The 20,583-nt window shown below is 56.2% G+C and carries 13 protein-coding genes and 2 rRNA genes; 11 read left to right on the plus strand and 4 right to left on the minus strand.

Annotation, left to right across the window (positions count from 1 at the left end; genetic code table 11):
• Window positions 1-147: 147 nt before the first annotated feature.
• From ACQG0S_RS01385 to aceK, 6 genes are all read left to right on the plus strand, one after another.
• Window positions 148-3,053, plus strand: a 23S ribosomal RNA gene (locus ACQG0S_RS01385).
• Between the two features lie 65 nt (window positions 3,054-3,118).
• Window positions 3,119-3,234 (plus strand): 5S ribosomal RNA (gene rrf / locus ACQG0S_RS01390).
• Window positions 3,235-3,452: 218 nt separating this feature from the next.
• Window positions 3,453-4,382, plus strand: a complete 930-nt coding sequence (metA, locus tag ACQG0S_RS01395) for a homoserine O-acetyltransferase MetA (protein WP_022646716.1) — start codon at window positions 3,453-3,455, stop codon at window positions 4,380-4,382.
• A 271-nt stretch (window positions 4,383-4,653) separates the two neighbouring features.
• Entirely contained in the window at window positions 4,654-6,255 is a 1,602-nt protein-coding gene (gene aceB, locus ACQG0S_RS01400; protein WP_023299079.1) for a malate synthase A, read from the plus strand.
• 31 nt (window positions 6,256-6,286) lie between these two features.
• The gene (aceA, locus tag ACQG0S_RS01405; RefSeq protein WP_017694726.1) at window positions 6,287-7,591 is read left to right on the plus strand and encodes an isocitrate lyase; all 1,305 of its coding nucleotides are present in this window, start codon (window positions 6,287-6,289) and stop codon (window positions 7,589-7,591) included.
• Window positions 7,592-7,641: 50 nt separating this feature from the next.
• On the plus strand, window positions 7,642-9,381 hold the full coding sequence (aceK, locus tag ACQG0S_RS01410; RefSeq protein ID WP_169440880.1) for a bifunctional isocitrate dehydrogenase kinase/phosphatase: 1,740 nt from the start codon (window positions 7,642-7,644) through the stop codon (window positions 9,379-9,381).
• A 506-nt stretch (window positions 9,382-9,887) separates the two neighbouring features.
• Here aceK and iclR read toward each other — a convergent pair.
• Window positions 9,888-10,715: a glyoxylate bypass operon transcriptional repressor IclR gene (iclR, locus tag ACQG0S_RS01415; RefSeq protein WP_022646720.1), complete on the minus strand. Its 828-nt coding sequence runs from the start codon at window positions 10,713-10,715 to the stop codon at window positions 9,888-9,890.
• Between the two features lie 193 nt (window positions 10,716-10,908).
• Between iclR and metH the strand changes: the two genes are divergently transcribed.
• The 5 genes from metH to rluF all read left to right on the plus strand — a co-directional run bounded on the left by metH (window position 10,909) and on the right by rluF (window position 17,829).
• Window positions 10,909-14,592 carry a methionine synthase gene (gene metH, locus ACQG0S_RS01420; RefSeq protein ID WP_048966226.1) on the plus strand — a complete coding sequence of 1,228 codons (3,684 nt, stop codon included), beginning with the start codon at window positions 10,909-10,911 and terminating at the stop codon, window positions 14,590-14,592.
• A 116-nt stretch (window positions 14,593-14,708) separates the two neighbouring features.
• The gene (locus ACQG0S_RS01425) at window positions 14,709-16,340 is read left to right on the plus strand and encodes a Na/Pi cotransporter family protein (protein WP_022646722.1); all 1,632 of its coding nucleotides are present in this window, start codon (window positions 14,709-14,711) and stop codon (window positions 16,338-16,340) included.
• A 95-nt stretch (window positions 16,341-16,435) separates the two neighbouring features.
• Window positions 16,436-16,729 (plus strand): type II toxin-antitoxin system CcdA family antitoxin, encoded by a 294-nt coding sequence (locus tag ACQG0S_RS01430; protein ID WP_048966225.1) that lies wholly within the window; start codon window positions 16,436-16,438, stop codon window positions 16,727-16,729.
• Window positions 16,729-16,902 carry a CcdB family protein gene (locus ACQG0S_RS01435; RefSeq protein WP_022646724.1) on the plus strand — a complete coding sequence of 58 codons (174 nt, stop codon included), beginning with the start codon at window positions 16,729-16,731 and terminating at the stop codon, window positions 16,900-16,902. The genes ACQG0S_RS01430 and ACQG0S_RS01435 overlap by 1 nt, the downstream gene beginning before the upstream one ends.
• A gap of 54 nt (window positions 16,903-16,956) precedes the next feature.
• Complete coding sequence (rluF, locus tag ACQG0S_RS01440) at window positions 16,957-17,829, plus strand: 23S rRNA pseudouridine(2604) synthase RluF (RefSeq protein ID WP_022646725.1); 873 nt, start codon at window positions 16,957-16,959, stop codon at window positions 17,827-17,829.
• On the opposite strand, the gene ACQG0S_RS01445 is transcribed toward rluF, so the two are convergent.
• The 3 genes from ACQG0S_RS01445 to lysC all read right to left on the minus strand — a co-directional run bounded on the left by ACQG0S_RS01445 (window position 17,830) and on the right by lysC (window position 20,540).
• Window positions 17,830-18,102 (minus strand): DUF3811 domain-containing protein, encoded by a 273-nt coding sequence (locus tag ACQG0S_RS01445; protein WP_017382612.1) that lies wholly within the window; start codon window positions 18,100-18,102, stop codon window positions 17,830-17,832.
• Window positions 18,103-18,152: 50 nt separating this feature from the next.
• Complete coding sequence (gene panS, locus ACQG0S_RS01450) at window positions 18,153-19,097, minus strand: ketopantoate/pantoate/pantothenate transporter PanS (RefSeq protein WP_048966224.1); 945 nt, start codon at window positions 19,095-19,097, stop codon at window positions 18,153-18,155.
• Between the two features lie 93 nt (window positions 19,098-19,190).
• A complete protein-coding gene (gene lysC / locus ACQG0S_RS01455) occupies window positions 19,191-20,540 on the minus strand; it encodes a lysine-sensitive aspartokinase 3 (RefSeq protein WP_022646727.1) in 1,350 nt (449 codons plus the stop codon).
• Window positions 20,541-20,583 lie beyond the last annotated feature (43 nt).

Genomic DNA, 20,583 nt, shown 5'->3' on the forward strand with positions numbered 1-20,583 from the left:
ACTTCTGAATGTACTTTTGAGTGCATTAAGAAGTTTTGCTCTTTAAAAATCTGGATCAAGCTGAAAATTGAAACGACACATCTTTAATGGTGTGTTCGAGTCTCTCAAATTTTCGCAATCATGAAGTGAAACATCTTCGGGTTGTGAGGTTAAGCGACTAAGCGTACACGGTGGATGCCCTGGCAGTCAGAGGCGATGAAGGACGTGCTAATCTGCGAAAAGCGCCGGCGAGGTGATATGAACCTTTGACCCGGCGATGTCCGAATGGGGAAACCCAGTGCAATCCGTTGCACTATCGTTAACTGAATACATAGGTTAACGAGGCGAACCGGGGGAACTGAAACATCTAAGTACCCCGAGGAAAAGAAATCAACCGAGATTCCCCCAGTAGCGGCGAGCGAACGGGGAGCAGCCCGGAGTCTGAATCAGCTTGTGTGTTAGTGGAACGGTCTGGAAAGTCCGACGGTACAGGGTGATAGTCCCGTACACGAAAATGCACAGGTTGTGAGCTCGAAGAGTAGGGCGGGACACGTGGTATCCTGTCTGAATATGGGGGGACCATCCTCCAAGGCTAAATACTCCTGACTGACCGATAGTGAACCAGTACCGTGAGGGAAAGGCGAAAAGAACCCCGGCGAGGGGAGTGAAAAAGAACCTGAAACCGTGTACGTACAAGCAGTGGGAGCCTCTTTATGGGGTGACTGCGTACCTTTTGTATAATGGGTCAGCGACTTATATTCTGTAGCAAGGTTAACCGTATAGGGGAGCCGAAGGGAAACCGAGTCTTAACTGGGCGTTAAGTTGCAGGGTATAGACCCGAAACCCGGTGATCTAGCCATGGGCAGGTTGAAGGTTGGGTAACACTAACTGGAGGACCGAACCGACTAATGTTGAAAAATTAGCGGATGACCTGTGGCTGGGGGTGAAAGGCCAATCAAACCGGGAGATAGCTGGTTCTCCCCGAAAGCTATTTAGGTAGCGCCTCGTGAACTCATCTTCGGGGGTAGAGCACTGTTTCGGCTAGGGGGCCATCCCGGCTTACCAACCCGATGCAAACTACGAATACCGAAGAATGTTATCACGGGAGACACACGGCGGGTGCTAACGTCCGTCGTGAAGAGGGAAACAACCCAGACCGCCAGCTAAGGTCCCAAAGTCATGGTTAAGTGGGAAACGATGTGGGAAGGCACAGACAGCCAGGATGTTGGCTTAGAAGCAGCCATCATTTAAAGAAAGCGTAATAGCTCACTGGTCGAGTCGGCCTGCGCGGAAGATGTAACGGGGCTAAACCATGCACCGAAGCTGCGGCAGCGACGCTTAGGCGTTGTTGGGTAGGGGAGCGTTCTGTAAGCCGTTGAAGGTGTGCTGTGAGGCATGCTGGAGGTATCAGAAGTGCGAATGCTGACATAAGTAACGATAAAGCGGGTGAAAAGCCCGCTCGCCGGAAGACCAAGGGTTCCTGTCCAACGTTAATCGGGGCAGGGTGAGTCGACCCCTAAGGCGAGGCCGAAAGGCGTAGTCGATGGGAAACAGGTTAATATTCCTGTACTTGGTGTTACTGCGAAGGGGGGACGGAGAAGGCTATGTCAGCCGGGCGACGGTTGTCCCGGTTTAAGCATGTAGGCGGAGGTTCCAGGTAAATCCGGTACCTTGTTAACGCTGAGGTGTGATGACGAGGCACTACGGTGCTGAAGTGATAAATGCCCTGCTTCCAGGAAAAGCCTCTAAGCATCAGGTAACACGAAATCGTACCCCAAACCGACACAGGTGGTCAGGTAGAGAATACCAAGGCGCTTGAGAGAACTCGGGTGAAGGAACTAGGCAAAATGGTGCCGTAACTTCGGGAGAAGGCACGCTGATGTGTAGGTGAAGTCCCTGCGGACGGAGCTGAAATCAGTCGAAGATACCAGCTGGCTGCAACTGTTTATTAAAAACACAGCACTGTGCAAACACGAAAGTGGACGTATACGGTGTGACGCCTGCCCGGTGCCGGAAGGTTAATTGATGGGGTTAGCGGCAACGCGAAGCTCTTGATCGAAGCCCCGGTAAACGGCGGCCGTAACTATAACGGTCCTAAGGTAGCGAAATTCCTTGTCGGGTAAGTTCCGACCTGCACGAATGGCGTAATGATGGCCAGGCTGTCTCCACCCGAGACTCAGTGAAATTGAACTCGCTGTGAAGATGCAGTGTACCCGCGGCAAGACGGAAAGACCCCGTGAACCTTTACTATAGCTTGACACTGAACACTGGTCCTTGATGTGTAGGATAGGTGGGAGGCTTAGAAGCGTGGACGCCAGTCTGCGTGGAGCCAACCTTGAAATACCACCCTTTAATGGCTGGTGTTCTAACGTAGACCCGTAATCCGGGTTGCGGACAGTGTCTGGTGGGTAGTTTGACTGGGGCGGTCTCCTCCCAAAGAGTAACGGAGGAGCACGAAGGTTGGCTAATCCTGGTCGGACATCAGGAGGTTAGTGCAATGGCATAAGCCAGCTTGACTGCGAGCGTGACGGCGCGAGCAGGTGCGAAAGCAGGTCATAGTGATCCGGTGGTTCTGAATGGAAGGGCCATCGCTCAACGGATAAAAGGTACTCCGGGGATAACAGGCTGATACCGCCCAAGAGTTCATATCGACGGCGGTGTTTGGCACCTCGATGTCGGCTCATCACATCCTGGGGCTGAAGTAGGTCCCAAGGGTATGGCTGTTCGCCATTTAAAGTGGTACGCGAGCTGGGTTTAGAACGTCGTGAGACAGTTCGGTCCCTATCTGCCGTGGGCGCTGGAGAATTGAGGGGGGCTGCTCCTAGTACGAGAGGACCGGAGTGGACGCATCACTGGTGTTCGGGTTGTCATGCCAATGGCACTGCCCGGTAGCTAAATGCGGAAGAGATAAGTGCTGAAAGCATCTAAGCACGAAACTTGCCCCGAGATGAGTTCTCCCTGAGACCTTGAGTCTCCTGAAGGAACGTTGAAGACTACGACGTTGATAGGTCGGGTGTGTAAGCGCAGCGATGCGTTGAGCTAACCGATACTAATGAACCGTGAGGCTTAACCTTACAACGCCGAAGGTGTTTTGGCGAAGAGACGAAATTTTCAGCCTGATACAGATTAACAGAATTTGCCTGGCGGCTTTAGCGCGGTGGTCCCACCTGACCCCATGCCGAACTCAGAAGTGAAACGCCGTAGCGCCGATGGTAGTGTGGGGTCTCCCCATGTGAGAGTAGGGAACTGCCAGGCATCAAACAGAAAAAACCCCGTACCGGAAGGTGCGGGGTTTTTTGCTTTGTGCGTTCTGAAAAGTCGGGTGGTGGCCCCACCTTACCCGCCCTACATGCTTTCCCTCCTTGAAACTTTCTCACCTTTCGCTTGCAGACTCGACATTAAGCCCGTTTCTGGGTATCGTTAGCTGTCTGGATGTCTAAACGTTTATACGTATGCTGTGAGGATTTAAGGTTATGCCGATTCGGGTGCAGGACGAGCTACCAGCCGTCAATTTCTTGCGTGAAGAGAATGTCTTCGTCATGACGGCTTCGCGTGCGACAGGTCAGGAAATTCGCCCGCTGAAGGTGCTTATTCTCAATCTGATGCCAAAAAAGATCGAAACGGAGAACCAGTTCCTGCGTTTGCTCTCCAACTCTCCGCTTCAGGTTGATATCCAGCTGCTGCGCATTGACGCCCGTGAGTCACGCAACACGCCTGCTGAGCATCTGAATAACTTCTACTGTAATTTTGAAGATATTCGCGATGAGAATTTCGATGGACTGATCGTCACCGGCGCACCGCTGGGTCTGGTGGAATTTAATGACGTTGCCTACTGGCCACAAATCAGGCAGGTGCTGGAGTGGGCAAAAGATCACGTCACGTCCACCTTATTTGTCTGTTGGGCGGTACAGGCCGCGCTGAATATCCTCTATGGCATTCCCAAGCAAACCCGCAGCGACAAACTTTCTGGCGTATACGAACACCACATTCTTCACCCGCATGCGCTGTTGACGCGTGGTTTCGATGACACTTTCCTGGCTCCGCATTCTCGCTACGCCGATTTTCCGGCACAGCTGATCCGCGATTACACCGACCTGGAAATCCTGGCCGAAACGGAAGACGGCGATGCCTACCTGTTCGCCAGTAAAGACAAACGCATCGCGTTCGTTACCGGCCATCCTGAGTACGATCCGCATACCCTCGCGTCAGAGTATTTTCGTGACGTTGAAGCGGGTCTGAATCCGGATGTCCCGTACAACTATTTCCCGAAAAACGATCCGCAAAACACGCCTCGGGCAACCTGGCGTAGTCACGGAAATCTGCTGTTCACTAACTGGCTCAACTATTACGTCTACCAGATTACGCCGTACGATCTGCGCCACATGAATCCGACGCTGGAGTAATCGTCTGCATTAAACGATCCTAAAGCGTTTCAGCTATTCACATCAGGCACCTTCGGGTGCCTTTTTTATTTCCGAAAACCAACTCAACATCGTGAAAAACTTTAATCCCATATTAATCATACAGTTGTGATTGGATATTAATTAAAATGGAAATTGTTTTTTGAATTTGGAAAAATTATAGATAGTCTTAATTCTGCTGAGCGAAAACTACACAACGATCTTTCGCTCGCATCGGGGGCGTGATTTTGGATCTTTGATGAGGAGCAGAACGATGACTCAACAGGCAACAACGGTCGATGAACTGACCTTTACCCAGCCGAATGGCGAGCAAGAACAGCAAGTTTTGACGGCAGAAGCGGTAGAGTTTCTGACTGAACTGGTGACTCGCTTTACGCCACAGCGTAATAAACTGCTGGCGGCACGCATTCATCAACAGCAGGAGATCGATAACGGCAAGTTGCCAGGGTTTATTTCGGAAACCGCTTCCATTCGTCATGGTGAATGGAAAATTCGCGGAATCCCTGAAGATTTACAGGATCGTCGCGTAGAGATCACCGGCCCGGTAGAGCGCAAAATGGTGATTAACGCCATGAATGCCAACGTCAAAGTATTTATGGCGGACTTCGAAGATTCCCTCGCGCCGGACTGGCAGAAAGTTATCGACGGGCAGATCAACCTGCGCGACGCCGTCAACGGCACCATCAGCTATACCAACGAAGCCGGTAAAATTTACCAGCTCAAACCGAATCCGGCGGTGCTGATCTGCCGCGTACGCGGTCTGCATTTGCCAGAAAAACACGTTACGTGGCGCGGAGAAGCCATTCCGGGCAGCCTGTTCGACTTTGCGCTGTACTTCTTCCACAACCATAAGAACCTGCTGGCGAAAGGCAGCGGCCCCTATTTCTATCTGCCGAAAACCCAGTCCTGGCAGGAAGCGGCGTGGTGGAGTGAAGTCTTCAGCTACGCAGAAGACCGCTTCAGCCTGCCGCGCGGCACCATTAAGGCCACGCTGCTGATTGAAACCCTGCCAGCCGTATTCCAGATGCATGAGATCCTCCATGCGCTGCGTGACCATATTGTGGGCCTGAACTGCGGCCGCTGGGATTACATCTTCAGCTACATCAAAACCCTGAAAAACCATGCCGACCGGGTATTGCCGGATCGTCAGGTTGTGACCATGGATAAACCGTTCCTCAGCGCCTACTCGCGCCTGCTGATTAAGACCTGCCACAAACGCGGCGCCTTTGCGATGGGCGGCATGGCGGCGTTTATCCCGAGCAAAGACGCAGAGCGTAACAATCAGGTGCTCAACAAGGTGAAAGCCGATAAAGAGCTGGAAGCCCGTAACGGCCACGACGGGACGTGGATTGCCCACCCCGGTCTGGCCGACACGGCGATGGAGGTCTTCAACCGCGTACTCGGCGACAACAAAAACCAGCTGTTTGTCACCCGTGAAGACGATGCGCCAATCGCAGAAGAACAGTTGCTTGCGCCGTGTGCGGGCGAGCGTACGGAAGAGGGCATGCGCGCCAATATTCGCGTCGCCGTGCAGTACATCGAGGCATGGATCTCCGGCAACGGCTGCGTGCCGATCTACGGCCTGATGGAAGATGCCGCCACGGCGGAAATTTCACGTACCTCCATCTGGCAGTGGATCCATCATCAAAAAACGCTCAGCAACGGCAAACCGGTCACCAAAGCCCTGTTCCGTCAGATGCTGGCCGAAGAGATGCGGGTCATCCAGGACGAACTGGGCGAGCACCGCTTCAGCAGCGGGCGTTTTAATGACGCTGCGCGCCTGATGGAGCAAATCACCACCTCTGATGACTTAATCGACTTCCTGACCCTGCCGGGCTACCGCTTCCTGGCGTAATTCACCACATAACAATATGGAGCATCTGCACATGAAAACCCGTACCCAACAGATCGAAGAGTTACAAAAAGAGTGGACCCAACCGCGCTGGGAAGGCATTCGCCGTCCGTACAGCGCAGAGGAAGTGGTGAAGTTACGCGGCTCGGTTAACCCGGAGTGTACGCTGGCGCAGAACGGCGCGGCGAAAATGTGGGATCTGCTGCACGGGGGGTCTAAAAAAGGTTATATCAACAGCCTCGGCGCACTGACTGGCGGTCAGGCATTGCAGCAGGCGAAGGCCGGCATTGAAGCTATCTATCTTTCCGGCTGGCAGGTCGCGGCGGATGCTAACCTGGCCTCCAGCATGTATCCGGATCAATCTCTTTATCCGGCGAACTCGGTGCCGTCAGTGGTAGATCGGATCAACAATACCTTCCGCCGTGCGGATCAGATCCAGTGGGCGGCGGGCATCGAGCCCCACGATCCGCGTTTTATTGATTATTTCCTGCCGATCGTCGCCGATGCGGAAGCCGGTTTCGGCGGCGTGCTGAACGCCTTTGAGCTGATGAAATCGATGATTGAGGCCGGTGCAGCGGCCGTACACTTTGAAGATCAGCTGGCGTCGGTGAAGAAGTGTGGGCATATGGGCGGGAAAGTGCTGGTGCCAACTCAGGAAGCGATCCAGAAGCTGGTTGCCGCGCGTCTGGCTGCTGACGTGCTCGGCGTGCCGACGCTGGTCATTGCTCGTACCGATGCGGACGCAGCGGACCTGATCACCTCTGACTGCGACCCGTACGACAGCGAATTCATCACCGGCGAACGCACCAGCGAAGGGTTCTATCGCACGCATGCCGGTATTGAACAGGCGATCAGCCGCGGCCTGGCGTATGCACCTTACGCCGACCTGGTCTGGTGTGAAACCTCCACGCCGGATCTGGCGCTGGCGAAGCGCTTTGCCGATGCGATTCATGCGAAATATCCGGGCAAGCTGCTGGCCTATAACTGTTCACCGTCCTTCAACTGGCAAAAAAATCTGGACGACACGACCATCGCCAGCTTCCAGCAGCAGCTGTCGGATATGGGCTACAAGTACCAGTTCATCACCCTGGCGGGTATCCACAGCATGTGGTTCAACATGTTCGACCTGGCGCATGCCTACGCACAGGGCGAAGGCATGAAGCACTATGTTGAGAAGGTACAGCAGCCAGAATTTGCGGCGGGTAAAGAGGGATATACCTTCGTTTCGCACCAGCAGGAGGTGGGAACCGGCTACTTCGATAATGTGACCACGATTATTCAGGGCGGGACTTCCTCCGTCACGGCATTAACGGGCTCAACGGAAGAAGCACAGTTCTGATCTTTCCCCCTCTCCCCCCTCGGGGAGAGGGTTGGGGTGAGGGGGAATATATGTCGCGTGGTCTGGAATTACTGATAGCCCAAACTATTTTGCAGGGCTTCGATGCCCAGTATGGCCGCTTTCTGGAAGTTACCTCTGGCGCGCAACAGCGTTTTGAGCACGCCGACTGGCATGCGGTTCAGCAGGCCATGAAGCAGCGTATCCATCTTTATGATCACCATGTAGGTCTGGTGGTGGAACAACTGCGCTGTATCACCGACGGTAAAAGCCCGGATGCGGAATTTTTACTGCGCGTGAAAGAGCATTACACCCATCTGTTACCCGACTACCCGCGCTTCGAGATTGCGGAGAGCTTTTTCAACTCCGTCTATTGCCGGTTATTTGACCACCGCTCATTATCTCCTGAGCGGTTATTTATCTTCAGCTCCCAGCCCGAGCGACGCTTCCGTACCATTCCGCGTCCGCTGGCGAAAGATTTCTTTCCCGATCGCGGCTGGGAAAAGCTCCTGCACCGCGTCTTAACGGATTTGCCGCTGCGCCTGCCGTGGCAGAATAAACCCCGGGATATCGGCTATATCCACGCGTATCTCAGTGAAACCTTCGGTGAGGCGGTGCTCAGCCGCAGCCATTTGCAGGTTGCCAACGAGCTTTTCTACCGCAATAAGGCCGCCTGGCTGGTGGGCAAACTGGTTACGCCGACAGCCATCGTGCCGTTTCTGCTGCCCATTCACCGTACCGACGACGGCGAACTGTTTGTCGATACCTGCCTGACTACCAGCGCTGAGGCGAGTATCGTATTTGGCTTCGCCCGCTCCTATTTCATGGTCTACGCCCCGCTGCCCGCCGCCCTGGTGGAGTGGCTGCGCGAGATCCTGCCGGGCAAAACCACCGCCGAGCTGTATATGGCGATTGGCTGTCAGAAGCATGCCAAAACGGAGAGTTATCGGGAATACCTGCGTTATGTCACCACGGCTGATGAGCAGTTTATCGAAGCGCCGGGTATCCGCGGCATGGTGATGCTGGTCTTCACGCTGCCGGGCTTTGATCGGGTGTTTAAGGTGATTAAGGATAAATTCGCCCCGCAGAAAGAGATGACCGCATTCCACGTCCGTGCCTGCTATCAGCTGGTAAAAGAGCACGATCGCGTCGGGCGAATGGCCGATACCCAGGAGTTTGAAAACTTTGTGCTGGATAAGCAGCAGGTCGATCCGGCGCTAATGACGCTGCTCATGCAGGAAGCGCCGACGAAAATTACCGATCTTGGCGATAAGATTGCGATCAGCCATCTCTACATTGAGCGCCGTATGGTGCCGCTAAATATCTGGCTGGAACAGTCAGAGGGCCAGGCTTTACGTGATGCCATCGAAGAGTACGGCAACGCCATCCGCCAGCTCGCCGCTGCCAATATTTTCCCCGGGGATATGCTGTTTAAAAACTTCGGCGTCACCCGTCACGGGCGGGTGGTGTTCTACGATTACGATGAAATTTGCTACATGACCGAGGTGAACTTCCGCGATATCCCGCCGCCGCGCTACCCGGAAGATGAACTGTCCAGCGAGCCGTGGTACAGCGTCTCGCCGGGCGATGTGTTTCCGGAGGAGTTTCGCCACTGGCTGTGTGCGGACCCACGCATCGGGCCGTTATTTGAAGAGATGCATGCCGATCTGTTCCGCGCCAGCTACTGGCGCGGGCTGCAAGCGCGGATCAAAAACGGGCACGTGGAAGATGTCTACGCTTACCGCCGCAAGCAGCGGTTTTGCATCCGCTTTTCTCCCTCTCCCGCAGGGTAAGGGCATCATGTTTTCTCCCTCTCCCTGTGGGCTGAGGGATCCCCAGTAATTTTTTTATGCAGAAGCAATAAAGTTGCTTTCTAAATGACTGAGGGCTGTCAGCGATGCCCTGGTCCGGCTGTAAATCGCTGAGGCGTTTGCCTTCCGGCCGGGGCGAGGCGCAGGGATGCGCCGAGAGGGCGGCTTTACAGGGACGTTGCCTCCGCCCGTACCCGATAAGCCGGAAGGAATAAGCCGAGGGCACCGCGAAGCGGCGATTTACCGCCGGGAGCCCGGGTCGCCAGGGTGGTGGCGACTGAGCCACCCTGGCACGTTCACCGGTCATGTCGTTACAGAGTAGCAAGGAACATAAAGTGAACGGAATGACCACCACCGCCGTATGTTCCCCTCACCCTAACCCTCTCCCCGGAGGGGCGAGGGGATTGCTCAGTGCTCGCATTAATTTGTGGGGAACCCTCAGCCCTGTGGGAGAGGGCCGGGGTGAGGGCACCAGACCGCCCTCAATCCTAGCGAATCCCACCATACGCCAGCGTCACCTCTTTCGCGGCCTTAATCACCAGCGCACCCAGCTCGGTGACGCGGTCGTCGGTCATACGTGAAATCGGCCCGGAGATGGAGATGGCGGCAAACGGCTCGCGGTGTTCGTCGAAAATACAGGACGCGAGGCAGCGCAGCCCGAGGGCATGTTCTTCGTCATCAAACGAATAGCCGCGCTTGCGGGTCAGAGCCAGATCTTCTTTCAGATGCACCGGCGACACCAGGGTGGCGTGGGTGTAGGCGTGCAGACCTTTACGGTGCAGCAGACCCGTCACCTGCTCTTCGCTAAGCTGCGAGAGAAACGCTTTCCCTGCGCCAGAGGCATGCATCGGCAGCTTGCCGCCAATCGGTGCGGACATGCGCATCAGCTGCGTACACTGCACCTGGTCGATGATAATCGCCTGATGATCGCTCTGATCCAGCACGGCCAGGTTTACCGTCTCGCCGGACTCCTCCATCAGCTTGCGCAGAATCGGGTGGACAATCGCCAGCAGGTTGCGGCTTTGCAGGAAGCTGCTGCCGACAATAAACGCATGTGCGCCAACCGCCCAGTGACCCAGCTCGCCCACCTGACGTACGAAGCCCAGCTGCTGCATGGTGGTTAACAGGCGGTGAGTGGTGGAGTTCGGCAGGCCAGCCTGCTGCGCCAGCTCCGTCAGGGCCACGCTACCATGCGATTCGGCTATCCATTCCAGCAGCTTCAGGCCGCGCGTCAGGGATTGAACCTGTCCGCCAGGTTGTGCAGCGGTGGTTGCAGCAGGTTTTCTGCCGCGTTTAGCGGGAACGGTCGTAACCATGACGAACTCCTTTTTCTGTATCGTGGAAATCATTTTCGTTTTATTTGGTGGTTTTGCAACCGCTTTCCTGACTGATCGGAGGAGTGATAGTGAACATGTCTCATGTTACCGCTGTGTGACTTTTCGACCCTTAGAGATTATGCCAGTATGGAACGCAGCCTTTTGGCCATGTTGAACGTTGTCGGGAGCAAGTGTGAGCAGCAAAGTAGAGCAACTGCGTGCGCAGTTAAATGAACGAATTCTGGTGCTGGACGGCGGCATGGGCACCATGATCCAGGGCTATCGTCTGAGTGAAGACGATTTCCGTGGCGAGCGCTTTGCCGACTGGCCTTGTGACCTGAAAGGAAACAATGACCTGCTGGTGTTGAGCAAACCCTCTGTCATCAGGGATATCCATAACGCCTACTTCGAAGCGGGTGCGGATATTGTAGAAACCAACACCTTCAACTCGACAACCATCGCCATGGCGGATTACCAGATGGAATCCCTGTCGGCGGAGATCAACTTTGAAGCGGCGAAACTGGCGCGCGCCTGCGCCGACGAGTGGACGGCCCGCACGCCGGACAAACCGCGCTATGTTGCCGGGGTGCTGGGCCCGACCAACCGCACCGCGTCGATTTCTCCGGACGTGAACGATCCAGCCTTCCGCAATATCACCTTTGACCAACTGGTGGCCGCGTATCGTGAGTCCACTAAAGCGCTGGTGAAAGGCGGTTCCGACCTGATCCTGATTGAAACCGTATTCGACACCCTCAACGCCAAAGCCGCAATTTACGCGGTGAAAGAGGAGTTCGAGGCGCTGGGTGTTGACCTGCCGATCATGATTTCCGGCACCATCACCGATGCCTCGGGGCGCACGCTTTCCGGCCAGACAACCGAAGCGTTTTATAACTCTCTGCGCCATGCCGAAGCGCTCTCCTTCGGCCTGAACTGCGCGCTGGGGCCGGACGAGCTGCGCCAGTACGTGCAGGAGCTTTCGCGCATCGCAGAGTGCTACGTCACCGCCCACCCGAACGCCGGTCTGCCGAACGCGTTCGGTGAGTATGATCTGGATGCCGATACCATGGCGGCGCAAATCCGCGAGTGGGCCGAATCTGGCTTCCTCAACATCGTCGGCGGCTGCTGCGGCACCACGCCGGAGCATATCGCCGCCATGAGCCGCGCCGTCGCCAGGCTTCCACCGCGCAAGCTACCCGAGCTTCCGGTAGCCTGCCGTCTGTCCGGCCTTGAGCCGTTGACCATCGGCGACGACAGCCTGTTTGTGAACGTGGGTGAACGTACCAACGTGACCGGTTCCGCTAAATTCAAGCGCCTGATCAAAGAAGAGAAGTACAGCGAAGCGCTGGACGTTGCCCGCCAGCAGGTGGAGAGCGGCGCGCAGATTATCGATATCAACATGGACGAGGGGATGCTCGACGCCGAAGCGGCGATGGTGCGTTTCCTCAACCTGATTGCCGGTGAGCCGGATATCGCCCGCGTGCCGATCATGATTGACTCCTCCAAATGGGACGTCATCGAAAAGGGGCTGAAGTGCATTCAGGGCAAAGGCATCGTTAACTCCATCTCAATGAAAGAGGGCGTCGATACCTTTATCCACCACGCGAAGCTGGTGCGTCGCTACGGGGCCGCCGTGGTGGTGATGGCCTTCGATGAAGTGGGCCAGGCCGATACCCGCGAGCGCAAAATTGAGATTTGCCGCCGGGCGTACAAAATTTTGACCGAAGAGGTGGGCTTCCCGCCGGAAGACATTATTTTCGACCCGAACATCTTTGCTGTCGCAACCGGCATTGAAGAGCACAACAACTACGCCCAGGACTTTATCGGCGCGTGTGAAGACATCAAACGCGAGCTACCGCATGCGCTAATTTCCGGCGGCGTGTCGAACGTCTCGTTCTCGTTCCGCGGCAACGACCCGGTGCGTGAGGCCATCCACGCCGTGTTCCTCTACTATGCCATCCGCAACGGGATGGACATGGGGATCGTTAACGCCGGACAGCTGGCGATTTACGACGACCTGCCCGCAGAACTACGCGACGCAGTAGAAGATGTGATCCTCAACCGTCGCGACGACGCCACCGAACGCATGCTGGATCTGGCGGAAAAATACCGCGGCAGTAAAGCTGACGAATCAGCCAACGTTCAGCAGGCCGAATGGCGTTCCTGGGATGTGAGAAAGCGTCTGGAATACTCGCTGGTAAAAGGCATTACTGAGTTCATTGAGCAGGATACCGAGGAAGCGCGTCAGCAGGCAGCCCGTCCGATTGAAGTGATCGAAGGGCCGCTGATGGACGGCATGAACGTGGTCGGCGATCTGTTCGGCGAGGGAAAAATGTTCCTGCCGCAGGTGGTGAAATCCGCCCGCGTCATGAAGCAGGCCGTGGCTTATCTTGAGCCGTTTATCGAAGCCAGCAAAGAGAAGGGCTCCAGTAACGGTAAGATGGTCATTGCCACCGTGAAGGGCGACGTACACGACATCGGCAAAAACATTGTCGGCGTGGTACTGCAATGCAATAACTACGAAATTATCGATCTTGGCGTGATGGTCCCGGCGGATAAAATCCTCAGGACCGCTCGCGAAGTGAATGCGGATCTGATTGGTCTTTCCGGGCTGATTACGCCGTCGCTGGACGAAATGGTCAACGTGGCAAAAGAGATGGAGCGCCAGGGCTTCACTATTCCACTGCTGATTGGCGGGGCAACCACCTCGAAAGCCCACACCGCAGTGAAAATCGAGCAGAACTACAGTGGGCCGACGGTGTATGTCCAAAACGCCTCGCGCACCGTGGGCGTGGTCTCCGCGCTGCTGTCTGACACCCAGCGCGATGACTTTGTCGCCCGCACCCGCAAAGAGTATGAAACCGTCCGCATTCAGCATGGACGTAAGAAACCGCGCACGCCGCCGGTTTCGCTTCAGGCGGCGCGCGATAACGATCTGGCGTTCGACTGGTCCAGCTATACGCCGCCGGTCGCGCACCGTCTGGGCGTGCAGGACGTGACGGCCAGCATCGAAACGCTGCGTAACTACATCGACTGGACGCCGTTCTTCATGACCTGGTCGCTGGCGGGCAAATATCCGCGCATTCTTGAAGATGAGGTAGTAGGCGAAGAGGCGAAACGCCTGTTTAAAGATGCCAACGATATGCTCGACAGACTGAGCGCAGAGAAAGCCCTCAACCCGCGCGGCGTGGTGGGGCTGTTCCCGGCGAACCGCGTGGGCGACGACATAGAAATCTACCGCGATGAAACCCGCACCCATGTGCTGGCCGTGAGCCACCATCTGCGCCAGCAAACCGAGAAAGTGGGCTTTGCCAACTACTGCCTGGCGGATTTCGTCGCACCGAAACTCTCCGGTAAAGCCGACTATATCGGCGCCTTTGCGGTGACCGGCGGTCTGGAAGAAGACGCGCTGGCGGACGCGTACGACGCACAGCACGATGATTACAACAAAATCATGGTGAAAGCGATCGCCGATCGCCTGGCGGAAGCCTTTGCTGAGTACCTCCACGAGCGCGTACGTAAGGTGCACTGGGGCTACGCGGCGAATGAGAATCTCAGCAACGAGGAGCTGATCCGCGAAAACTACCAGGGCATTCGTCCGGCGCCGGGGTATCCGGCCTGCCCGGAACACACCGAGAAGGGCACTATCTGGAAACTGCTCGACGTGGAAGCGCATACCGGCATGAAACTTACCGAGTCGTTCGCCATGTGGCCGGGCGCGTCCGTTTCCGGCTGGTATTTCAGCCACCCGGACAGCAAGTACTTCGCCGTGGCACAGCTTCAGCGGGATCAGATTGAAGACTACGCCCTGCGAAAAGGCATGAGCGTGTCAGAGGTGGAACGCTGGCTGGCGCCGAATTTAGGCTACGACGCAGACTAACGTCACTTTTCCTTACAACAAACAGGGCACCGCTATGGTGCCTTGTCTCTTTCTTACGTTTAAACCCTTATACTGAACCTAAGGAAAATGAATAACGATAAGGAGGAAAACCCACTGTGTTGACGTTGTTACACCTGCTCTCCGCAGTCGCACTGCTGGTATGGGGCACCCATATCGTTCGTACCGGCGTGATGCGCGTGTTTGGCGCACGTTTACGTACCGTTCTCAGCGGCAGCGTTGAGAAGAAGCCGCTCGCCTTCTGTGCGGGTATTGGCGTCACGGCGCTGGTGCAAAGCAGCAACGCCACCACCATGCTCGTCACCTCGTTCGTGGCGCAGGATCTGGTGGCGCTCGCCCCGGCGCTGGTGATTGTCCTGGGCGCCGACGTCGGTACCGCGCTGATGGCACGTATCCTGACCTTCGATCTCTCCTGGCTGTCGCCGCTGCTGATTTTTATCGGCGTCATTTTCTTCCTCGGTCGTAAGCAAAGCCGTGCCGGGCAGCTTGGCCGCGTCGGTATTGGCCTCGGGCTGATCCTGCTGGCGCTGGAGCTGATTGTGCAGGCAGTTACGCCGATTACCCAGGCCAACGGTGTGCAGGTCATTTTCGCCTCGTTAACCGGCGATATTATGCTGGATGCGCTGATCGGCGCGGTGTTTGCCATTGTCAGCTACTCCAGCCTGGCAGCGGTCCTCCTGACGGCGACCTTAACCGCTGCGGGCGCGATCTCTTTCCCGGTGGCGCTATGCCTGGTCATCGGTGCGAATCTTGGCTCTGGCCTGCTGGCGATGCTCAACAACAGCGCAGCCAATGCTGCTGCCCGCCGGGTGGCACTGGGGAGTTTGCTCTTCAAGCTGGTGGGTAGCCTGATCATTCTGCCGTTTGTGCACCCGCTGGCGAACCTGATGGACAACCTCTCTCTGCCGAAAGCGGAGCTGGTGATCTACTTTCACGTCTTCTACAACCTCGTGCGCTGTCTGGCGATGGTGCCGTTTGCCGCGCCGATGGCCCGCTTCTGCGAGCGGCTTATTCGTGATGAACCGGAGCTGGACGCGCGCCTTAAACCGAAGCATCTGGACACCTCGGTGCTGGACACGCCCGCGCTGGCCATCGCGAATGCCGCCCGCGAAACGCTGCGCATGGGTGACGCGATGGAAACCATGCTGGAAGGGTTGCAAAAGGTGATGCACGGCGAGCCGCGCGAAGAAAAAGAGCTGCGCAGGCTGGCGGACGATATCAACGTGCTGTATACCGCCATCAAGCTCTATCTGGCGCGGATCCCACAGGACGAGCTGGCGGAAGAGGAGTCGCGCCGCTGGGCGGAAATCATTGAGATGTCGCTTAACCTGGAGCAGGCTTCGGATATTGTCGAGCGTATGGGCAGTGAAATCGCAGACAAATCCCTGGCCGCACGTCGGGCGTTTTCTGTCGAAGGGCTGAAGGAGCTGGAAGCGCTCCACGAACAGCTGGTCAGCAACCTGAAGCTGGCGATGTCGGTCTTCTTCTCCAGCGACGTGCCGAGCGCGCGCCGCCTGCGCCGCAACAAGCACCGTTTCCGCATCCTCAACCGGCGCTACTCGCACGCCCACGTTGAGCGTCTGCACCAGCAGAACGTGCAGAGTATCGAGACCAGCTCCCTGCACCTGGGGCTGCTGGGAGATATGAAGCGTCTTAACTCGTTGTTCTGTGCGGTGGCATACAGCGTGATGGAGCAACCGGATGAAGACGATGAGCGGGATGAGTATTAATCTCTGAAAGCGCCTCGCAAAACGGTTTTGTGAGGCGTGACTCCCCATAAAGAGCAATTTATTCTTCAACCCTTACATTTTTAAGGGAATAGGAAGTGCTCATTTATTACGCTACACTTCGCCAGTTCATGCGCATTCCAATGGGGGTTCCCATACGCGGTGCTAATAGTATTAAAAAATCAGTGAATGTTTCCCTGTCGCCGGACATCCTTGAAGAGGCGCGAAGGCTTAAACTTAACCTTTCTGCCGTGCTAACGGCTGCTTTGCAGGAGCAATTTCGTGAACATCGGCGCGCAGAGTGGCTTGAAGAAAATAAAGCTTCTATTGACGCCATTAACCAGTGGGTTGATGAAAACGGCTCCTTTAGTGACTTTCAGAGGTCGTTCTGATGAAGCATGTACTGGTCGCTCCCGCCGTTGAGGTCGCGGGAAAACCCTGCGTGGTGATGATGCACATGATGGCAGGCATATCGCTAAAAGAGTTAGGTGAACGCGTTGCCGATCTTACTAACAGCAGTGCTTCATTGCGGGATGCACTCGATTTTCTGATCAGCGGTTACTAGGACTTTTTTGTCAGGCGCAAGGTAAGGTATATTTCGCCCTTCACAGGAGAAACTATGCTGCCAACTCAATCAACCCGATTAAACAAATACATTAGCGAGAGCGGGATCTGCTCACGTCGCGAGGCTGACCGTTACATTGAACAGGGTAACGTGTTTCTTAACGGCAAACGCGCCACCATTGGCGATCAGGTGGTACCTGGCGATGTGGTGAAAGTGAATGGTCAGGTCATCGAACCGCGTGATGCCGAAGACCTGGTGTTTATCGCGTTGAACAAACCGGTTGGGATTGTCAGCACCACGGAAGATGGCGAGCGGGACAACATTGTTGATTTCGTGAACCACAGCAGCCGCATTTTCCCGATTGGCCGTCTGGATAAAGACTCTCAGGGGCTGATTTTCCTCACCAACCACGGCGATCTGGTGAACAAAATTCTGCGTGCCGGTAACGACCACGAGAAAGAGTACATCGTGACGGTGAACAAGCCGGTGACGGACGAGTTTATCCGCGGAATGGGCGCTGGCGTGCCGATTCTGGGCACCGTGACGAAGAAGTGTAAAGTCAAAAAAGAGGCGCCGTTTGCGTTCCGCATCACGCTGGTTCAGGGCCTGAACCGCCAGATCCGCCGCATGTGCGAGTACTTCGGTTATGAAGTGACGAAGCTGGAACGCACGCGCATCATGAACGTCAGCCTGTCTGGCATCCCGCTGGGCGAGTGGCGTGACTTAACGGATGACGAGCTGATCGAGCTGTTCAAACTTATCGAGAACTCCTCGTCCGAAGCGAAGCCGAAAGCTAAAGCCAAACCGAAAACGCAGGCGATTAAGCGTCCGGTGGTGAAGGCACCGCAGGCGGAAGAGAAAGGGCGAGGCAAGCCGGGCAACGGAAAACGCTTTACCCAGCCGGGGCGCAAAAAGAAAGGGCGCTGATTAGCGCCTTCCACGGGTTGATGTGCTGGCGGACCAGGAAAAAGTCGCCTCTGCGTCGGGTTTATACGCCTGCTCTTTTTTCAGCTTGCGGGCTTTTTTCGCCGCGGCATCACGTTGCGCCATCAGCTTATCGATGTACTCTTTTTTAACCTGATTGGTTTCGGCGTTCGTCAGCGTGCGGCCATGCGCGATGCGGGCGCGGTCGAGAAGCGTTTTAAGTTCGCGCTGCTCGGCTTCGGTCATGTCTTTCTGGGTCAAACGTGGTGTAGCCATTGCTGAAGCCTCCTGATGGGGAGGCTTCAGTGTAAAGCAAGCCGGCTCAATTAACCCTGTTTCACCGCATCTTTTTTCGGTTGGTCATCAATCGGCTTACCGGACCAGTACCCTGCTAACAGCGAACCGGACAGGTTGTGCCAGACGGAGAACAGCGCTCCCGGTAGCGCCGCCAGCGGTGAGAAGTAAATTTTACCCAGCGCCGCCGCCAGGCCAGAGTTCTGCATCCCCACTTCGATCGCCAGCGTGCGGCAGGTGGATTCGTCGAAACCAAACAGCTTTCCACCCCAGTATCCGCCCAGCAGACCAATGGTGTTATGCAGCACAACCGCGACGATCACTACAAAGCCCACCGAAGCAATGTGCGATGCGGAACCGGCTACCACGGCGCTGATAATGGCAAGTATGCAGACCATCGAAAACGCGGGCAGATACGGCTCAACCGCTTTCACCACCTGCGGGAAGAGATGGTGGATCACCAGTCCCAGCGCAATCGGGATCACCACGATTTGCAGAATGCTGAGCAGCATGCCCATCACATCCACCTGGATATGCGCGTCCACGTACAGGCGGGTTAACAGCGGCGTGGCAATCACGCCCACCAGCGTGGAAACGGAAGAGATAGTGACGGAGAGCGCCACGTCGCCTTTCGCCAGATAGATCATGACGTTAGATGCCGTGCCGCTGGCGACGCTCCCCACCAGCACCATCCCGGCGGAAAGGTCGGGCGGCATCTTAAAGGCCATCGCCAGCAGCCAGGCCGCGAGCGGCATCACCAGGTAGTGCAGGAAAATCCCTGCGGCAACCGGTGCCGGGCGAGACAGCACGCGTTTGAAATCGTCAATTTTTAGATGCACGCCCATGCCGAACATAATCAGCATCAGTAGCGTGGTGACCCACGGACCAATGCCCGTGAACGTGGTGGGAGTGTAATACGCGAGTACGGAGAGCAGCAGCGCCCATAACGGGAACAGCCGGGTGATAGCGGAGAGCATAGTGAATTCCTTGCAGTATTGTCGTGTTGTTTTGTTATAAAAAAGCCGGGTCTGTGCCCGGCTTATGGATAATGTTTATCGTGCTAACGAATTTTATTCAAACAAATTCTGATGAAGTTTCTGCACAACCTGCTCGGCCTGATCGGCAGGGACCAGGAAGCAGAGGTTGTAGCTGGACGCGCCGTAGCAAATCATGCGGATGCTGAACGGGTCGAGCACGCCGAACACCTCTTTGCCCACGCCGCACGCGCGCGACAGCTTATTACCGATGATGGCAACCAGCGCCAGATCTTCTTCCACCTCCACGCGGCACAGCTCGGAAAGCTCAATCAGCAGCGACTGCGTCAGCAGGGTATCACCCGTTGAGGTTGAACCGGTGGTGTCGAGCGTCAGCGCAATACTCACTTCGGAAGTGGTAATCAAATCTACAGAGATATTGTGGCGCGCCAGGATGCCAAACACTTCCGCCAGGAATCCGCGGGAGTGCAGCATATTATGGCTGTGCAGGGTAACCAGCGTCTGCTTACGACGCAGGGCCAGCGCGCGGAATAGCGGCGGGTTCTCGGTTTTCTTGCAGACCAGCGTCCCGCCCGCCTTTGGATCTTTACTGGAGCCAACGAAGACCGGAATGTCGCTGCGCACGGCGGGCAGCAGCGTGGCCGGATGCAGCACTTTCGCGCCGAAGGTGGCCATTTCAGCCGCTTCTTCAAAGGCGATCACGTCAATGCGTTTTGCCGCAGAGACCACGCGCGGGTCGGTGGTGTAAATGCCCGGCACGTCCGTCCAGATATCCACGCGGGTGGCATGCAGGGCTTCACCCAGCAGGGCGGCGGTATAGTCGCTGCCGCCACGGCCCAGCGTGGTTGTGCGCCCTTTGGCTTCGCTGCCGATAAAGCCCTGGGTGATCACTATGCCTTCATCCAGACGCGGGGCAAGCTGCTGGTTGGTCAGCTCGGCCAGCGCTTCCACGTCCGGCTCGGCGCGGCCAAAGCGGTCGCTGGTGCGCATTACTTTACGCACGTCGAACCACTGCGCCTGAATATTGCGCTCGCGCATGATCTCAACGAATAGCAGGGTGGACATCAGTTCGCCGTGGCTGACCAGTTCGTCGGTTAGAGCGGTAGAGGTTGCCAGTGAAGCGGCTTCTGCCAGGGTAGTGATATTTTCCAGCAGGCGTTCCACTTCCTCACGAATGACGTTCGGGTTTTGCAGACGCTCAAGGATGTCGAACTGAATTTTGCGCAGTGCATCCAGCTTCACGAAACGCTCGGTCGCTTCCAGTCCTTCAGACAAAGAAACCAGCAGGTTCGTCACGCCGGCTGAGGCGGAGAGCACCACCAGGCGGGTATTCGGATCGGCCAGCACCACATCGGCGCTGCGGTTCATGGCAGCGTAGTCTGCCACACTGGTGCCGCCAAACTTGGCGACCACAAAACTCGTCATAACAACCTCGTGTCAGGGAATGAATAGAGCGACCTTGGCACAA

The sequence above is a fragment of the Enterobacter cloacae complex sp. 418I7 genome (assembly GCF_050030705.1).
GTDB classification, from domain to species: Bacteria; Pseudomonadota; Gammaproteobacteria; order Enterobacterales; family Enterobacteriaceae; genus Enterobacter; species Enterobacter intestinihominis.

What these genes read in the sequence shown, in the direction of transcription:
- panS (WP_048966224.1), bottom strand. Translation starts at nt 19,097, where the DNA reads ATGCTCTCCGCTATCACCCGGCTGTTCCCGTTATGGGCGCTGCTGCTC.
- iclR (WP_022646720.1), bottom strand. Translation starts at nt 10,715, where the DNA reads ATGGTTACGACCGTTCCCGCTAAACGCGGCAGAAAACCTGCTGCAACC.
- rluF (WP_022646725.1), top strand. Translation starts at nt 16,957, where the DNA reads ATGCTGCCAACTCAATCAACCCGATTAAACAAATACATTAGCGAGAGC.
- aceK (WP_169440880.1), top strand. Translation starts at nt 7,642, where the DNA reads ATGTCGCGTGGTCTGGAATTACTGATAGCCCAAACTATTTTGCAGGGC.
- ACQG0S_RS01435 (WP_022646724.1), top strand. Translation starts at nt 16,729, where the DNA reads ATGAAGCATGTACTGGTCGCTCCCGCCGTTGAGGTCGCGGGAAAACCC.
- ACQG0S_RS01445 (WP_017382612.1), bottom strand. Translation starts at nt 18,102, where the DNA reads ATGGCTACACCACGTTTGACCCAGAAAGACATGACCGAAGCCGAGCAG.
- lysC (WP_022646727.1), bottom strand. Translation starts at nt 20,540, where the DNA reads ATGACGAGTTTTGTGGTCGCCAAGTTTGGCGGCACCAGTGTGGCAGAC.
- metA (WP_022646716.1), top strand. Translation starts at nt 3,453, where the DNA reads ATGCCGATTCGGGTGCAGGACGAGCTACCAGCCGTCAATTTCTTGCGT.
- aceB (WP_023299079.1), top strand. Translation starts at nt 4,654, where the DNA reads ATGACTCAACAGGCAACAACGGTCGATGAACTGACCTTTACCCAGCCG.
- aceA (WP_017694726.1), top strand. Translation starts at nt 6,287, where the DNA reads ATGAAAACCCGTACCCAACAGATCGAAGAGTTACAAAAAGAGTGGACC.